At 72.5% G+C, this 14,955-nt stretch carries 12 protein-coding genes; 10 read left to right on the top strand and 2 right to left on the bottom strand.

Going from position 1 to position 14,955, the window contains the following annotated elements:
* Positions 1 to 43: 43 nt before the first annotated feature.
* The 8 genes from ACIBJC_RS05290 to ACIBJC_RS05325 all read left to right on the top strand — a co-directional run bounded on the left by ACIBJC_RS05290 (position 44) and on the right by ACIBJC_RS05325 (position 7,642).
* On the top strand, positions 44 to 742 hold the full coding sequence (locus ACIBJC_RS05290) for a phosphoadenylyl-sulfate reductase (protein WP_399287964.1): 699 nt from the start codon (positions 44 to 46) through the stop codon (positions 740 to 742).
* Between the two features lie 71 nt (positions 743 to 813).
* Positions 814 to 1,359 (top strand): adenylyl-sulfate kinase, encoded by a 546-nt coding sequence (cysC, locus tag ACIBJC_RS05295; protein ID WP_399287966.1) that lies wholly within the window; start codon positions 814 to 816, stop codon positions 1,357 to 1,359.
* On the top strand, positions 1,356 to 2,294 hold the full coding sequence (gene cysD / locus ACIBJC_RS05300; protein ID WP_399287969.1) for a sulfate adenylyltransferase subunit CysD: 939 nt from the start codon (positions 1,356 to 1,358) through the stop codon (positions 2,292 to 2,294). Before cysC ends, cysD begins: the two co-directional genes overlap by 4 nt.
* 2 nt (positions 2,295 to 2,296) lie before the next feature.
* Positions 2,297 to 3,673: a sulfate adenylyltransferase subunit 1 gene (locus ACIBJC_RS05305; RefSeq protein WP_399287972.1), complete on the top strand. Its 1,377-nt coding sequence runs from the start codon at positions 2,297 to 2,299 to the stop codon at positions 3,671 to 3,673.
* A gap of 252 nt (positions 3,674 to 3,925) precedes the next feature.
* Positions 3,926 to 5,038, top strand: a complete 1,113-nt coding sequence (locus ACIBJC_RS05310; RefSeq protein ID WP_399287975.1) for an aliphatic sulfonate ABC transporter substrate-binding protein — start codon at positions 3,926 to 3,928, stop codon at positions 5,036 to 5,038.
* Between the two features lie 45 nt (positions 5,039 to 5,083).
* Complete coding sequence (locus ACIBJC_RS05315; protein ID WP_399287978.1) at positions 5,084 to 5,884, top strand: ABC transporter ATP-binding protein; 801 nt, start codon at positions 5,084 to 5,086, stop codon at positions 5,882 to 5,884.
* Positions 5,871 to 6,812 (top strand): ABC transporter permease, encoded by a 942-nt coding sequence (locus tag ACIBJC_RS05320; protein ID WP_399287981.1) that lies wholly within the window; start codon positions 5,871 to 5,873, stop codon positions 6,810 to 6,812. Before ACIBJC_RS05315 ends, ACIBJC_RS05320 begins: the two co-directional genes overlap by 14 nt.
* A 5-nt stretch (positions 6,813 to 6,817) precedes the next feature.
* Entirely contained in the window at positions 6,818 to 7,642 is an 825-nt protein-coding gene (locus ACIBJC_RS05325; RefSeq protein ID WP_399287984.1) for a sirohydrochlorin chelatase, read from the top strand.
* A 32-nt stretch (positions 7,643 to 7,674) separates the two neighbouring features.
* Here the strand turns inward: ACIBJC_RS05325 and ACIBJC_RS05330 are convergent, their stop codons facing one another.
* Positions 7,675 to 8,682, bottom strand: coding sequence for a ketopantoate reductase family protein (locus ACIBJC_RS05330; RefSeq protein ID WP_399288182.1), 1,008 nt, complete (start codon positions 8,680 to 8,682; stop codon positions 7,675 to 7,677).
* A 165-nt stretch (positions 8,683 to 8,847) separates the two neighbouring features.
* Between ACIBJC_RS05330 and ACIBJC_RS05335 the strand changes: the two genes are divergently transcribed.
* On the top strand, positions 8,848 to 9,393 hold the full coding sequence (locus ACIBJC_RS05335) for an adenylate kinase (protein ID WP_399287987.1): 546 nt from the start codon (positions 8,848 to 8,850) through the stop codon (positions 9,391 to 9,393).
* 18 nt (positions 9,394 to 9,411) lie between these two features.
* On the opposite strand, the gene ACIBJC_RS05340 is transcribed toward ACIBJC_RS05335, so the two are convergent.
* Positions 9,412 to 10,005 (bottom strand): hypothetical protein, encoded by a 594-nt coding sequence (locus tag ACIBJC_RS05340; RefSeq protein WP_399287990.1) that lies wholly within the window; start codon positions 10,003 to 10,005, stop codon positions 9,412 to 9,414.
* A 359-nt stretch (positions 10,006 to 10,364) separates the two neighbouring features.
* Here ACIBJC_RS05340 and ACIBJC_RS05345 point away from each other — a divergent pair, with 359 nt between their 5' ends.
* On the top strand, positions 10,365 to 14,606 hold the full coding sequence (locus ACIBJC_RS05345; RefSeq protein WP_399287994.1) for a molybdopterin-dependent oxidoreductase: 4,242 nt from the start codon (positions 10,365 to 10,367) through the stop codon (positions 14,604 to 14,606).
* The last annotated feature ends 349 nt before the right edge of the window (positions 14,607 to 14,955 follow it).

Below are 14,955 nucleotides of genomic sequence, written 5' to 3' on the forward strand. Positions count from 1 at the left end.
TGCTAGCGCGAGGGCTCCAGCGGAGTGACGGAGGGGAAGAGACATGACGGCACTGATGGAGACCGACGATCCCAGGGCCTTCGCCGAAGAGGCGGGGCGCGCCCTGGAGAACGCGTCGGCCCTGGAGATCCTGACCTGGGCGACGGACACCTTCGGCGCCCGGTTCTGTGTGACCTCCTCGATGGAGGACGCGGTGGTCGCCCACCTCGCCGCCCGGGTACGGCCCGGCGTGGACGTGGTCTTCCTGGACACCGGCTACCACTTCCCCGAGACCATCGGGACCCGGGACGCGGTGGACGCCGTGATGGACGTGAACGTCATCACGCTCACCCCGCGGCAGAGCGTCGCGGAGCAGGACGCCGAGTACGGCCCGAAGCTGCACGACCGCGACCCGGACCTGTGCTGCGCGCTGCGCAAGATCGCCCCGCTCGAAGAGGGTCTGACCGGATACGACGCGTGGGCCACCGGGCTGCGCCGCGACGAGTCCCCGACCCGCGCGAACACCCCGGTCGTCGGCTGGGACGAGAAGCGCCGCAAGGTGAAGGTCTCGCCGATCGCGCGCTGGACGCAGGACGACGTGGACGCGTACGTCCAGGAGCACGGCGTGCTCACCAACCCCCTGCTGATGGACGGGTACGCCTCCGTCGGCTGCGGCCCGTGCACCCGCCGGGTCCTGGCGGGCGAGGACGCGCGGGCCGGCCGCTGGGCGGGCCGGTCCAAGACCGAATGCGGGCTGCACTGATGACGGTCCGCCAGAAAGACGATGTCCTTCGGGAAGACGATGTCCGCCAGGAACACGATGTGGAGAAACGGTTGAGCGCGACGGAGCAGGGCGCCACGGTCTGGCTCACCGGCCTGCCGAGCGCCGGCAAGACCACCATCGCGACCGCGCTGGCCGAGCGGCTGCGCGGCGAGGGCCACCGGGTCGAGGTCCTCGACGGCGACGAGATCCGGGAGTTCCTCTCCGCGGGCCTCGGCTTCAGCCGCGCGGACCGGCACACCAACGTGCAGCGCATCGGCTTCGTCGCCGAACTGCTCGCGGCGAACGGCGTCAAGGCGCTGGTGCCGGTGATCGCGCCGTACGCGAACAGCCGGGAGGCGGTACGGGGGCGCCACCGGGCCGAGGGCACCGGGTATCTGGAGGTGCACGTGGCCACCCCGGTCGAGGTGTGCTCCGTACGCGATGTGAAGGGCCTGTACGCCAAGCAGGCGGCCGGCGAGCTGACCGGGCTGACCGGGGTGGACGACCCCTACGAGGCCCCCGAGGCGCCGGACCTGCGGATCGAGTCGCACACCCAGTCCGTCGAGGAGTCCGCCGCCGCGCTCCACGCGCTGCTCACCGAGAGGGGTCTCGCGTGACCACCACCGTCGCAGCCGTCACCGAGGGCACGGACGCCCCGTACGCGCTGAGCCACCTGGACTCCCTGGAGTCCGAGGCGGTCCACATCTTCCGCGAGGTCGCGGGCGAGTTCGAGCGGCCGGTGATCCTCTTCTCCGGCGGCAAGGACTCCATCGTCATGCTGCACCTGGCGCTGAAGGCGTTCGCGCCGGCGGCGGTGCCTTTCTCGCTGCTGCACGTCGACACCGGGCACAACTTCCCCGAGGTCCTCGACTACCGCGACCGCACCGTGGACCGGCACGGGCTGCGGCTGCACGTCGCCTCCGTACAGGAGTACATCGACGCCGGGAAGCTGCGCGAGCGGCCCGACGGCACCCGCAACCCGCTGCAGACCGTGCCGCTCACGGAGAAGATCCAGGCCGAGCGGTTCGACGCGGTCTTCGGCGGCGGGCGGCGCGACGAGGAGAAGGCGCGCGCCAAGGAGCGGGTGTTCTCGCTGCGGGACGAGTTCTCGCAGTGGGACCCGCGCCGCCAGCGCCCCGAGCTGTGGCAGCTCTACAACGGCCGGCACGCCCCGGGCGAGCACGTACGTGTCTTCCCGCTCTCCAACTGGACCGAGCTGGACGTCTGGCAGTACATCGCCCGCGAGGGGATCGAGCTGCCGGAGATCTACTTCGCGCACGAGCGCGAGGTGTTCAGCCGCAGCGGGATGTGGCTGACAGCCGGTGACTGGGGCGGCCCCAAGGAGTCCGAGACCGTCGAGACGCGCCTCGTGCGCTACCGCACGGTCGGCGACATGTCCTGCACGGGCGCCGTCGACTCCGACGCCACCACGCTCGACGCGGTGATCACCGAGATCGCCGCCTCCCGGCTGACCGAGCGCGGCGCGACCCGCGCCGACGACAAGATGTCCGAGGCCGCGATGGAAGACCGCAAACGCGAGGGGTACTTCTAGCCATGCCGAGCACGCACACGCACACCACCGATCCGCTCGGCGGGCCGCTCGCGGCGACCACGCTGCTGCGCTTCGCCACCGCGGGCTCCGTCGACGACGGCAAGTCCACCCTGGTGGGCCGGCTGCTGCACGACTCCAAGTCGGTCCTGACCGACCAGTTGGAGGCCGTCGAGCGGGTCTCGCTCGGCCGCGGCCAGGAGGCGCCCGACCTGGCGCTGCTGACCGACGGGCTGCGCGCCGAGCGCGAGCAGGGCATCACCATCGATGTCGCCTACCGCTACTTCGCCACGCCCCGGCGGCGGTTCATCCTCGCCGACACCCCGGGCCATGTGCAGTACACCCGCAACATGGTGACCGGCGCCTCCACGGCCGAGCTGGCCGTGGTCCTGGTGGACGCCCGCAACGGGGTGGTCGAGCAGACCCGCCGGCACGCCGCGGTGGCGGCGCTGCTGCGCGTCCCGCACGTCGTCCTCGCCGTCAACAAGATGGACCTGGTGGAGTACGCGGAGCCCGTCTTCGCCGAGATCGCCAAGGAGTTCACGGCGTACGCGGCGTCCCTCGGCGTCCCGGAGATCACCGCGATCCCGATCTCGGCGCTGGCCGGGGACAATGTGGTGGAGCCGTCCGCGCACATGGACTGGTACGGCGGCCCGACGGTGCTGGAGCACTTGGAGACCGTCCCGGTCAGCCACGACCTGACCGGCTGCCACGCGCGGCTGCCCGTGCAGTACGTGATCCGGCCGCAGAGCGCCGAACACCCGGACTACCGGGGGTACGCGGGCCAGATCGCCGCGGGCACCTTCCGGACCGGCGAGGACGTGACCGTCCTGCCGTCGGGCCGTACGTCGAAGATCGCCGGGATCGACCTGCTGGGCGAGGCGGTGGACATCGCCTGGACGCCGCAGTCGGTCACGCTGCTGCTGGAGGACGACATCGACGTCTCGCGCGGCGATCTGATCGTGCCCACCGGCGACGCGCCCGCCACGACACAGGACATCGAGGCGACCGTCTGCCATGTGGCCGACCAGCCGCTCGGGGTGGGCCAGCGGGTGCTGCTGAAGCACACCACCCGTACGGTCAAGGCGATCGTGAAGGACATCCCGTCCCGGCTGACGCTGGACGACCTCTCCCAGCACCCGGCGCCGGGGCAGCTCGTCGCCAATGACATCGGGCGGGTCGTGGTCCGTACGGCCGAACCGCTGGCGCTGGACTCGTACGCGGACTCGCGGCGTACAGGATCGTTCCTGCTGATCGACCCCGCCGACGGTACGACGCTGAGCGCCGGCATGGCGGGCGAGGCATTCACCAACGGCACCTCCGGCGCCGCCGCCGAGAACGCCGCCGCCGCGGCGGCCGACGACGAGGGCTGGGACTTCTGATGGCGGGCGCGGCGCGCGACGTCTACGCGACGTTCGCGAAGGAGGGCGGCCGGGTGGGCAGCGGCGCCCTCGGCGCGGGGACGGGCGGGGTGGCGCGATGTGCGCGATGACGTACGCGCACCGCTCGCGCGCCCGTATGCCTCACCAGCCGCACCCGTACCACGCGTATCGACGAAGATCTGCCGACCTCCCGGCCGCGCCCCCGTATCCGTCCAGGGCGTGAGCACCGGGCCAACGAGAGGAACCCCTCCCGTGCCTGCCTCCCGCACCGTCACGCGCCGCCGACTGGCCGCCGTCGCCGCACTGCCCCTGCTCGCCGTCGTGCTCTCCGCATGCGGTTACGGCTCAGCCGCCGACTCCTCCTCCGAGGAGTCGGGACCCGCGCCCACCGGCAAGGCGCTGTCGGCCGACACCGTGCGCGTCGGTTACTTCCCCAACCTCACGCACGCCACGGCGCTGGTCGGCATCGGGAAGGGCATCCTCCAGAAGGAGCTGGGCGGCACGAAGGTGTCGGCCACGACGTTCAACGCGGGCCCCTCCGAGATCGAGGCGCTCAACGCGCGCTCCATCGACATCGGCTTCATCGGCCCCTCCCCCGCCATCAACGGCTACACCCAGACCGCCGGCAAGGGGCTGCGCATCATCGGCGGCTCCGCCTCGGGCGGGGTGAAGCTCGTCGTCAACCCCGAGAAGATCAAGTCCCTGGCCGACATCAAGGGCAAGAAGATCGCCACCCCACAGCTCGGCAACACACAGGACGTGGCGTTCCTCCACTGGATCTCCGAGCAGGGGTGGAAGGTCGACGCGCAGTCCGGCAAGGGCGACGTCTCCGTCGTCCGTACGGACAACAAGATCACCCCGGACGCCTACAAGTCCGGGGACATCGACGGCGCGTGGGTGCCGGAACCGACCGCCTCCAAGCTGGTCGCCGAGGGCGCCAAGGAGATCCTGGACGAGTCGACGCTCTGGCCGGACAAGCAGTTCGTGATCACCAACATCATCGTGTCGCAGACGTTCCTGAAGGAGCACCCGGACGTCGTCGAGGCGTTCCTGCGCGGCACGGTGAAGACGAACAAGTGGATCAACGCCAACGACGCCCAGGCGAAGACCGCGGCCAACGAGGCGCTGAAGAAGCTCTCCGGCAAGGCGCTGCCCGCCGATGTCCTGGACCCGGCGTGGAAGTCCATCAAGATCACCGACGACCCGCTGGCCTCGACGCTCCGGTCGGAGGCCGACCACGCGGTCAAGGCCGGGCTGCTGAAGAAGCCCGACCTGAACGGGATCTACGACGTGAAGCCGCTCAACAAGGTGCTGAAGGCCGAGGGCGAGCCCGAGGTCACCGACGCGGGCCTCGGCGCCAAGTAGCCCCGTCGTGCCCCGAAATCCCTGCATCCACACCGTTCCCAGGAGGTGACGACCGTGGCATCAACCCTTGCCAAGGCCGCCGAAAGCACCCCGGCGGTGGACCACGCCGCCCGTATCGCGCACGTCTCGAAGTCCTTCGCGACGCCCGCGGGGCAGCAGCTCGTGCTGGACGACATCACGCTCGACGTCGCGCCCGGCGAGTTCGTCACCCTCCTGGGAGCCTCGGGATGCGGTAAGTCCACCCTGCTCAATCTGGTCGCCGGGCTCGACCGGCCGTCCGCCGGGGCGATCGAGACGCCCGGCGGCCGGCCCGCCCTGATGTTCCAGGAGCACGCGCTGTTCCCGTGGCTCACCGCGGGCAAGAACATCGAACTGGCGCTGCGGCTGCGCGGCGTGGCCAAGCAGGAGCGGCGCGGCGAGGCGGAGCGGCTGCTCGGGCTCGTCCGGCTCGAAGGCGCGTACGGCAAGCGGGTGCACGAGCTGTCCGGCGGGATGCGCCAGCGTGTCGCGCTGGCCAGGGCGCTCGCCCAGGACAGCCAACTGCTGCTGATGGACGAGCCGTTCGCGGCGCTGGACGCCATCACCCGGGACGTGCTGCACGACGAGCTGACCCGGATCTGGCGGGAGACCGACCTGTCGGTGCTGTTCGTCACGCACAACGTCCGTGAGGCGGTACGGCTCGCGCAGCGCGTGGTCCTGCTGTCGTCGCGGCCCGGCCGGGTGGCCCGCGAGTGGCGGGTGGACATCCCGCAGCCGCGCCGTATCGAGGACACCGCGGTCGCGGAGCTGTCCGTCGAGATCACCGAAGAACTGCGTGGGGAGATCCGCCGCCATGGCCAGCACTGAGACGACGTCCGGACAGGGGACGCCGCACGACGCGGCGCAGCGGGGCGCGGCAGGGCGTGGCGTGGCGCCGGGCACCGATCTGGCCGGTCTGGGGGCCGGGCTCGACGCGCTGGACACCGTACAGACCAGGCGTACGCCGCTGCGCCAGACCCTGGTCGCGAAGGTGCTGCCGCCGGTGATCGCCGTCGCGGTGGTGCTGGTGGTGTGGCAGGTACTGGTGTGGGCGAAGGTGACCGACAGCTACAAGCTGCCGTCGCCGGGCGCGGTGTGGGGCGAGGTCTCCGACGCGTGGATGCAGGGCACCCTGCTCGGCTACATCTGGACCAGTGTCTCGCGCGGCCTGCTGGGCTTCCTGCTGGCGCTGCTGATCGGCACCCCGCTGGGGCTGCTGGTGGCCCGGGTGAAGTTCGTCCGCGCGGCCATCGGCCCGATCCTCTCCGGGCTCCAGTCGCTGCCGTCGGTGGCCTGGGTGCCGCCGGCCGTGATCTGGCTCGGCCTGAACGACTCGATGATGTACGCGGTGATCCTGCTCGGCGCGGTCCCCTCGATCGCCAACGGGCTGGTCTCCGGTGTCGACCAGGTGCCGCCGCTCTTCCTGCGCGCCGGGCGCACGCTCGGCGCGACCGGGCTGCGGGGCACCTGGCACATCGTGATGCCGGCCGCGCTGCCCGGCTATCTGGCCGGGCTCAAGCAGGGCTGGGCGTTCTCGTGGCGTTCGCTGATGGCCGCGGAGATCATCGCGTCGTCGCCGGATCTCGGTGTGGGGCTCGGGCAGTTGCTGGAGAACGGCCGTACGGTCGGCAGCATGCCGATGGTGTTCCTCGCCATCTTCCTCATCCTGATCGTCGGGATCGCCATCGACCTGCTGATCTTCAGCCCGCTGGAGCGGCGCGTGCTGCGCGGGCGCGGCCTGCTGGTGAAGAGCTGATGCGCATGCCAGGACCGGGACGCGGCCTTCTGACGTACCGCGCCGCGCGGCCCGTGCTGCTGGTCGTCGCGCACGGCAGCCGCGACCCGCGGCACGCGGCGACCGTGCGCGCCCTGACCCGGCGGCTGCGCGCGCTGCGGCCGGGGCTGCGGGTGGAGGCCGGGTTCCTGGACTTCGACACCCCGTCCGTGGAGAGCGTGCTGGACCGGCTCGCGCGGGAGGACGTACGGGACGTGGTCGCCCAGCCCCTGCTGCTGACCCGCGCCTTCCACGCCAAGTCCGACATCCCGGCGGTGCTGCGCGCGGCGGCGGAGCGCGGCCCGCGCCTGCGGATCCGGCAGGCCGCGGTGCTCGGCCCGTCGCCGCTGCTGGGCGCAGCGCTGGAGCGGCGGCTGTACGAGGCGGGCCTGACGGCCGCCGACAGGAGCTCGACCGGGGTCGTCCTGGCCTCGGCGGGCTCATCGGACCCGGAGGCGATCGCAGTGATCGCTGAAATCGCGCGGGAGTGGCGGCACACCGGTTGGTGCGCCGTGCGGCCTGCGTTCGCCTCCGCATCCCTGCCCCGCACCGCGGACGCGATCCGCGCGCTGCGCGCGGAGGGCGTCCGGCGGGTGGCGGTGGCTCCGTATGTCATCGCCCCCGGCCGGCTGCCCGACCGCATCGCGGCGGGCGCGCGGGAGGCGGGCGCGGACGTGCTGGCCGAGGTGCTGGGGGCGGCGCCGGAGGTGGCCTCACTGCTCCTGCATCGCTATGACGCGGCCGGCACTGCCGGTGCGGCCACCGGCGCGGCGACCGCTCCGGTCATCAGGGAGCTCGCCGGCCGCCCGTGACCGGACCGCCGGGGTACGTCATCGGTCGGTCGTCACCGGTCGGTCGTCGCCGCGTCGATCAGTGCCGTCAGTTCGGCGACGCTCATCGAGCCCGCCGCGCGGCGCTCCCGCGCGAAGGTGTTGGCCGTCCGCCGGAGCGTGTCGTTGACCGGGGTGGCGACCCCGTGGAGCCGGCCCAGCAGGGCGATCTCACCGTTGAGGTAGTCCGCCTCGATCGTGCCCGTGCCCCGGCTGAGGCTCTGCCAGGACGAGCCGTGGCCGCGCTCGACGCCGCTTGCCGGGTCGAAGGTGATGTGGTCGCCACGCTTCTCGGCCTGCTCCTCCGGGCCCACGTACGCGATGCCCGCGGCGTCGAGAACAGTCGCGCCCTCCGCCGTGGCGCGCCGGACCAGCTCCCAGGTCTCCTCGCCGATCACTCCGGTGACGGCCTCGATCGCGTTGGCGAGGTTGGCCAGCAGCTTGGCGTACTTCCAGCGCATCGCGTCCGGCACGACCGGCGCGAGGAGTCTGCCCTTCTCCAACCCCGCGGCGATCGCGGTGGCCGTCGCGTCCGTACCGGAGGGGTACCGGCCGAGGTGCAGCATGCCGGTGTACGGGGCGCCTCCGGCGCTCACCACGCCCGGTTCGACATAGGTCGCGGGCAGCCAGACGCACATCGCGTACACGTGCCGGAAGCGCCGCAGGGCGAGCCGTTCGCTCTCCACCCCGTTCTGCGCGCAGACCAGCGGCAGCAGCTCGCCCGCCGTACCACCGCCCGCGACGGGCCGGGCCGACCAGGCGTCCAGCGCCGCCGTGCTGTCCTGGGTCTTCACGCAGAGCAGCAGGACGTCGTCCGGGCGCAGTTCGAGCGCCTCGGGTCCGTCGACGACCGGCAGCCGGTGCACCCGGGTGCCGTCCGGTGTGGTGAGCCGCAGGCCGTGCTCGCGCAGCGCCGCGTGGTGCGCGCCCCGGGCGACGAGGACCACGTCCTGGCCGGCCTCCGCCAGCCGGCCGCCCACGCTGCCGCCGACCGCTCCCGCCCCGATGATGACGTAACGCATCCCGACCCCCGTTCCGGTACGACCCATGCAGCATATTCAGCATAGGCGAGCCCGCTGACAGCACCGTGAGCGGCGTCACGTCTGGGCTCGGTGGGCGCGGGTATAACGACCGGACGGTCCTCGCAGGAAGAAGAGGACGGAACGCGACCCGCGAAGGATTCCAGCGTGCGACTTGTGCTTCTCGGCCCGCCCGGCGCGGGCAAAGGCACCCAGGCCGGCCTCCTCGCGGCGAAGTTCGGCGTGCCCCACGTCTCGACCGGCGATCTGTTCCGTAGGCACATCGCCCAGGAGACGCCGCTGGGCCTGGAGGCGGACGAGTATCTGCGCGCCGGCGAGCTGGTCCCCGCCGAACTCACCGCCGCCCTGGTGACGGAGCGGCTCGGCGCGGCGGACGCGGCCCGGGGGTTCCTGCTCGACGGATTCCCCCGCAGTGTGGTCCAGGCGGACGCGCTGACCACGATCCTCGCCGGTCTCGGGAAGCGGCTGGACCGGGTCCTGGAGTTCCGGATCGACGACGAGATCGTCGTACGGAGGCTGCTCGCCCGCGGACGCGCCGACGACACCGAGGGCGTGATCCGGCACCGGCTGCGGATCCACCACGAGCAGACCGACTCCCTGCTCGCCTACTACGCGGGACGCACGGCCGTGATCGACGCGCTGGGCGAGGTGGAGGACGTCACCCGGCGCGTGCTCGACAGCCTCGGTCGGTAGCCCTCGCGGCCGGGTCCCTCAGCCCGCCGCCTTCGGGAAGGCCGGCCAGGTCCCGGGGTCCGTGTGGTCGTTCTCCGGGACCTGGGCGTGGGCGTACCAGCCGGCCTTCTCCGCCCAGATGTTCTCGTCACGGCGGCTCACGAACCCGGCGGGCCGCCCCATCGGCCAGGAGTCCGGGACGCCCCAGCCCTTGATCCAGGCGTGCAGCGCTCGCCACCCCGCGCACGGGGTGTCCTTGAGCGACTCGTACACCTTCCCCTTCACCACGCACCAGGGGAAGAAGAGCGCCTCGATCTGGATCACCACCGCCCCGGCCCGGTTGGTCCGGGTACCGCCCGGCAGGTCGGCGAGGGACTTCGACCGGGAGTCGGCCGGGACGAACTGGCAGAAGCCGCCGGTGAAGGGGTCCCAGAGGAGGTGCGGGGCGACGCCCTTGCCGTCGCCGGAGAAGTACGTCCTGAGGTTCGCGTACGGGACGAGGTCCTGGGGCTCGGCCTCCGTGGCGTCCCTGTCCCAGGTGATGTGGGCGACGGCCTTGGCCGGGCCGCCGTCGGTGGGGGCGTGGTCCCTGATGTCGAGTCTTTCCGCATCGGGCATCCAGAGGTCGGGCATGGTGGCTCCTCGGCGGGTGGCGCGGGGCGGCGGACGGGCAATGGACAACGGAGAACGGACAACGGACAACGGGGACAGCGTGACGGACGCCGGGGAGCGGGCGGGGCGGAAGCGGGACCACTCCACCTGATCGGGTGAGGGGCCTCCTCTCCCCCATCGGATGTGGCCTCCTCTCCCCCATCGGGTGAGGGGCCGCCCCTGGCCCGGCCTCCCCCGGCCTCACGGGGCGGTGCGGGCGGCTGTGTGGCAGGCGTAACCCTTCGCACGCGTCCGGTGTGACCTCCGGGTAACGGGCCCTCCGTACGGTCGGGGCCGTACGCTCCGAACCCCGGACCCCGCGTCCACGAAAGAGGCCGCCCGTGACCGCAGCGCATCCCCAGGACGGCGCCACCGCCACCGCCACCCAGGTGCGGACCGTCTGCTCGTACTGCGGTGTCGGTTGCGGAATCCTCCTCGACGTCGGCGCGGGTCCCGACGGCCGCAGGACCGTCCTCAAGGCGTCCGGCGACCCGTCCCACCCGGCCAACCGCGGCCGGCTCTGCACGAAGGGTGCGACCTCCGCCGGCCTGCTCACCGCCCCCGGACGGCTGACCACCGCGCTGGTACGGGCGGAGCGCGGCGACGAGCCCGTACCGTCCCCCATGGACACGGCCGTCAAGGAGACGGCGCGGCGGCTGCGCGCGATCCTCGACGAGCACGGCCCGGACGCGATCGCCTTCTACGTGTCGGGGCAGATGACCCTGGAGGCGCAGTACCTCGCCAACAAGCTCGCGAAGGGCTTCCTCCGTACCAACCGGATCGAGTCCAACTCCCGGCTGTGCATGGCGAGCGCGGGCAGCGGCTACAAGCTGTCGCTGGGCGCCGACGGCCCGCCCGGATCGTACGAGGACTTCGAGCACGCGGACGTCTTCCTCGTCACCGGCTCGAACATGGCCGACTGCCATCCCATTCTCTTCCTGCGGCTCATGGAACGGGTCAGGGCGGGCGCGAAGCTGATCGTGGTCGACCCGCGGCGCGGGGCCACCGCCGCCAAGGCCGATCTCTTCCTCCAGATCCGGCCGGGCACGGATCTCGCCCTGCTCAACGGGCTCCTGCACCTCCTCGTCGAGAACGGCCGCACCGACCCGGAGTTCATCGCCGAGCACACCGAGGGGTGGGAGGAGATGCCCGCCTTCCTCGCGGAGTACCCGCCCGCGAAGGTCGCGGAGATCACCGGCATCCCCGAGGCGGACATCCGGCGCGCCGCCGAGTGGATCGGTGACGCGGGCGACTGGATGAGCTGCTGGACGATGGGGCTCAACCAGTCCACGCACGGCACCTGGAACACCAACGCGCTGGTCAATCTGCATCTCGCGACCGGGGCGATCTGCCGCCCCGGCAGCGGCCCGTTCTCCCTGACGGGCCAGCCCAACGCCATGGGCGGGCGGGAGATGGGATACATGGGCCCGGGGCTGCCGGGCCAGCGATCGGTGCTGGTGGAGGAGGAACGGACCTTCGTCGAGGAACTGTGGGGCGTCGCGCCCGGGACGGTACGGGCCGACGGCTTCGGCGAGGGCACGGTGGACCTGTTCCGGCGGATGGCCGACGGGGAGGTCAAGGCGTGCTGGATCATCTGCACCAACCCCGTCGCGTCGGTGGCCAACCGCAGAACGGTCATCGAGGGGCTCGAACGGGCCGAGTTCGTCATCACGCAGGACGTCTTCGCCGAGACCGAGACCAACGCGTACGCGGATGTCGCCCTGCCCGCCGCCCTGTGGGCCGAGTCCGAGGGCGTCCAGGTCAACTCGGAACGCACCCTCACCCTGAGCCGGCAGGCCGTGGAGCCCCCCGGCGAGGCGTGGCCGGACTGGCGGATCATCGCCCGGATCGCCTGCGAGATGGGGTACGAGGACGCCTTCGGCTACGAGAGCGCCGAGGAGATATTCGAGGAGATCAAGCGCGCCTGGAACCCGAAGACCGGCTACGACCTGCGCGGGGTGAGCTACGAACGGCTGCGCCGCACCCCCGTGCAGTGGCCCAGCGCCGCCGCCGAGGGCCCCGACCGCAACCCGGTCCGCTACCTCAACGACGGCGTCAGCCAGACCCTGGCCGAACGCCCCGACGGCGGCAGGCCACGGCTCGTCTTCCCCACGGCATCCGGCCGGGCGGTGTTCCACGCGCGCCCGCACCTGCCCGCGGCCGAACTGCCGGACGACGACTTCCCGTACGTCCTGAACACGGGCCGGCTCCCGCACCAGTGGCACACGCTCACCAAGACGGGCAAGATCGCCAAGCTCAACAAGCTCAACCCCGGGCCCTTCGTGGAGATCCATCCGGACGACGCGCGGGAGCTGGGGATCGCGGAGGGCGACCCGGTGGAGGTGGCCTCGCGGCGGGGCCGGGCGGTGCTGCCCGCGGTGGTGACCGAGCGGGTGCGGCCCGGGGGCTGCTTCGCGCCCTTCCACTGGAACGACCTGTTCGGGGAGTACACCTGCGTCAACGCGGTCACCAGCGACGCGGTCGACCCGATCTCCTTCCAGCCGGAGTTCAAGGTGTGCGCGGTGTCGCTGACGCGGCTCGCCACGGCGCCCGCCACGCCTTCCGTGGCGGAGACACCGGCCGCGGGTGACGCCGACGGGCAAGTGGCGGTGCTGGCGGGGGTGTTCGGGGCCGATCTCGCACCACCGGTGCTGAGCGAGGAGGAGCGCCGCTACCTGGCGGGGTTCCTCACCGGGCTGGGCGCCACGGGGGCGGATGGTGGCGTGGGGTCCGCCGCCGCCACGCCGGTGCTGCCGGACCGTGCGCCGTTCGCCCCTGCGCACGCCCTGTGGGTCAACGGTGTCCTCGCCGGCATGTACTCCCGTACCACCGCGACCTCGGTCACCGGAACACCGCCCGGCGCCTCCCCCGCCGCCACGCCCGGCCGCGAGGTCGTCGTCCTGTGGGCCTCGCAGACCGGCAACGCCGAGGAGGCCGCCGCCCTGGTGGCGCGGAAGCTGGCCGAGGACGGACACGCGGCGCGGCTGCTCGACATGGACGACGACGCGGCGCCGGACGCGGTCGGGCGCGGCGCGGATCTGCTGGTGGTGACCAGTACGTTCGGGGACGGCGACGCCCCCGACAACGGCTCCCGGTTCTGGGAGGCCCTCAGCGCGTCCGACGCGCGCCGGCTGGACGGCGTACGGTACGCGGTCCTCGCCCTCGGCGACTCCTCGTACGACGACTTCTGCGGCCACGGCCGCCGGCTCGACACACGCCTCGACGAACTGGGCGCCGTCCGCCTGGTGCCCCGTACCGACTGCGAACCGGAGTACGAACAGCCCGCCGGGCAGTGGCTCGACCACGTACGCGCGGCGCTGCGCACGGAGCCGGGCGCCGGGCCGGACGCGGGCGCGGTGGCCGGGGCGGGCGCGGTGGCGGAGGCGGCCGGGGCGCCCGAGAGGACGCCGCCCGTACCCGCGACACCGACACCGCCCGTACCCGCGCCGGAGGTCCGTCCCGCCAAGGCCGCGCCCGTCACCGCCCGGCTGACCGGGAACCGGCTGCTCGGCCTCCCCGGCGCCGCCAAGGAGGTGCGCGAGTTCACGTTCGACACCGGCGACAGCCCCGTCCCGCTCGTCTACGAGGCGGGCGACGCGCTCGGCGTGCAGCCCCGCAACTGCCCCGATCTCGTCGCCGAATGGCTCGCCGTCACCGGTCTCGACGCCGCCGCGCCCGTCGACCTGCCGGGCCTCGGCGAGGTGGCGCTCGGCGACGCGCTGCACCGCCATCTCGACATCGCCGCGATCACCCCTGCGCTGCTGCGTCTCGTCGCGGAGCGGACCCACGACCGCACCCTCAAGAAGCTGCTGCGCCCGGACAACAAGGGCGAGCTGGCCCAGTGGACGTGGGGCCGTCAGTGCGTCGACATCATGGCCGAGTACCCGGTACGGGCCACGGCGGCGGAGTGGGCGGACACCCTGCAACGGCTGCGCCCGCGCCTCTACTCCATATCGTCCAGCCCACTGACCGACCCCGCGCTCGTCCGGCTGACGGTCTCCGTGGTCCGGTACGACAACCGCCACGGCCGGCCGCGCAAGGGCGTCGCGTCGGCCTTCCTCGCGGACGCCGCGCCCGGCAGCCCCGTCCCGGTCCATGTGCGGCGCTCCCCGCACTTCCGGCCGCCGGCCGACCCCGCGACCCCCATGGTGATGGTCGGCCCCGGCACCGGTGTCGCCCCCTTCCTCGGCTTCCTCCAGGAACGGCGCGCCCGCGGCCACCAGGCCCCGAACTGGCTCTTCTTCGGCGAGCAGCGGCGCGCCACCGACTTCTACTACCAGGACGAACTGGCGGAGCTGCGCCGCGACGCCACCCTGACCCGGCTGGACACCGCCTTCTCCCGCGACCAGCGGGCCAAGGTCTACGTCCAGGACCGGATGCGCGAGCACGGCGGCCGGCTCTGGTCCTGGCTCCAGGACGGCGCCCACTTCTACGTGTGCGGCGACGCCTCCCGGATGGCCAAGGACGTCGACCGCGCGCTGCGCGAACTCGCCATGGCCCACGGGGGTCTGGACGAGGACGGGGCCGCCGCGTACGTCAAGCGGCTCGCCGCCGAGAAGCGGTACGTCCGCGACGTCTACTGAGCCCGCGTCGGCCGCCGGTCGCTGTCCATCGGTCCCGCCGGCTAGTACTACAGGGCTAGATCTTGATCATCTGGAGTCGTAGCCGCCTTCGGAAATGGTGCCGTCGTGCCTCCGCCTGATGCGCGCGTCGCCAGACCGACCAGCGAAGTCCCTGGTGGATGGCGATGCGAGGCGAGCCGATCAGGTTGAAGAGCCGCCGGACCTCGGCGACGGTCAGGGCCGCGAGCCGCCGCGTTCGCGGCCCGCGGTCACCGCCCAGGTCCGAAGAGCCCCTTTTTGCGGGGTTCGGGCCATCGCGGCCAGGAACGCCAACGCCAGCATGGACAGGGTGATATGGCGATACCAGGCG

The sequence above is a fragment of the Streptomyces sp. NPDC050509 genome, from assembly GCF_044457965.1.
Taxonomy (GTDB): Bacteria; Actinomycetota; Actinomycetes; order Streptomycetales; family Streptomycetaceae; genus Streptomyces.

Excerpts from the sequence above, each read along its gene's own strand:
- ACIBJC_RS05290 (WP_399287964.1), top strand. The coding sequence starts at position 44 with ATGACGGCACTGATGGAGACCGACGATCCCAGGGCCTTCGCCGAAGAG.
- ACIBJC_RS05305 (WP_399287972.1), top strand. The coding sequence starts at position 2,297 with ATGCCGAGCACGCACACGCACACCACCGATCCGCTCGGCGGGCCGCTC.
- ACIBJC_RS05320 (WP_399287981.1), top strand. The coding sequence starts at position 5,871 with ATGGCCAGCACTGAGACGACGTCCGGACAGGGGACGCCGCACGACGCG.
- ACIBJC_RS05325 (WP_399287984.1), top strand. The coding sequence starts at position 6,818 with ATGCCAGGACCGGGACGCGGCCTTCTGACGTACCGCGCCGCGCGGCCC.
- ACIBJC_RS05330 (WP_399288182.1), bottom strand. The coding sequence starts at position 8,682 with ATGCGTTACGTCATCATCGGGGCGGGAGCGGTCGGCGGCAGCGTGGGC.
- ACIBJC_RS05340 (WP_399287990.1), bottom strand. The coding sequence starts at position 10,005 with ATGCCCGACCTCTGGATGCCCGATGCGGAAAGACTCGACATCAGGGAC.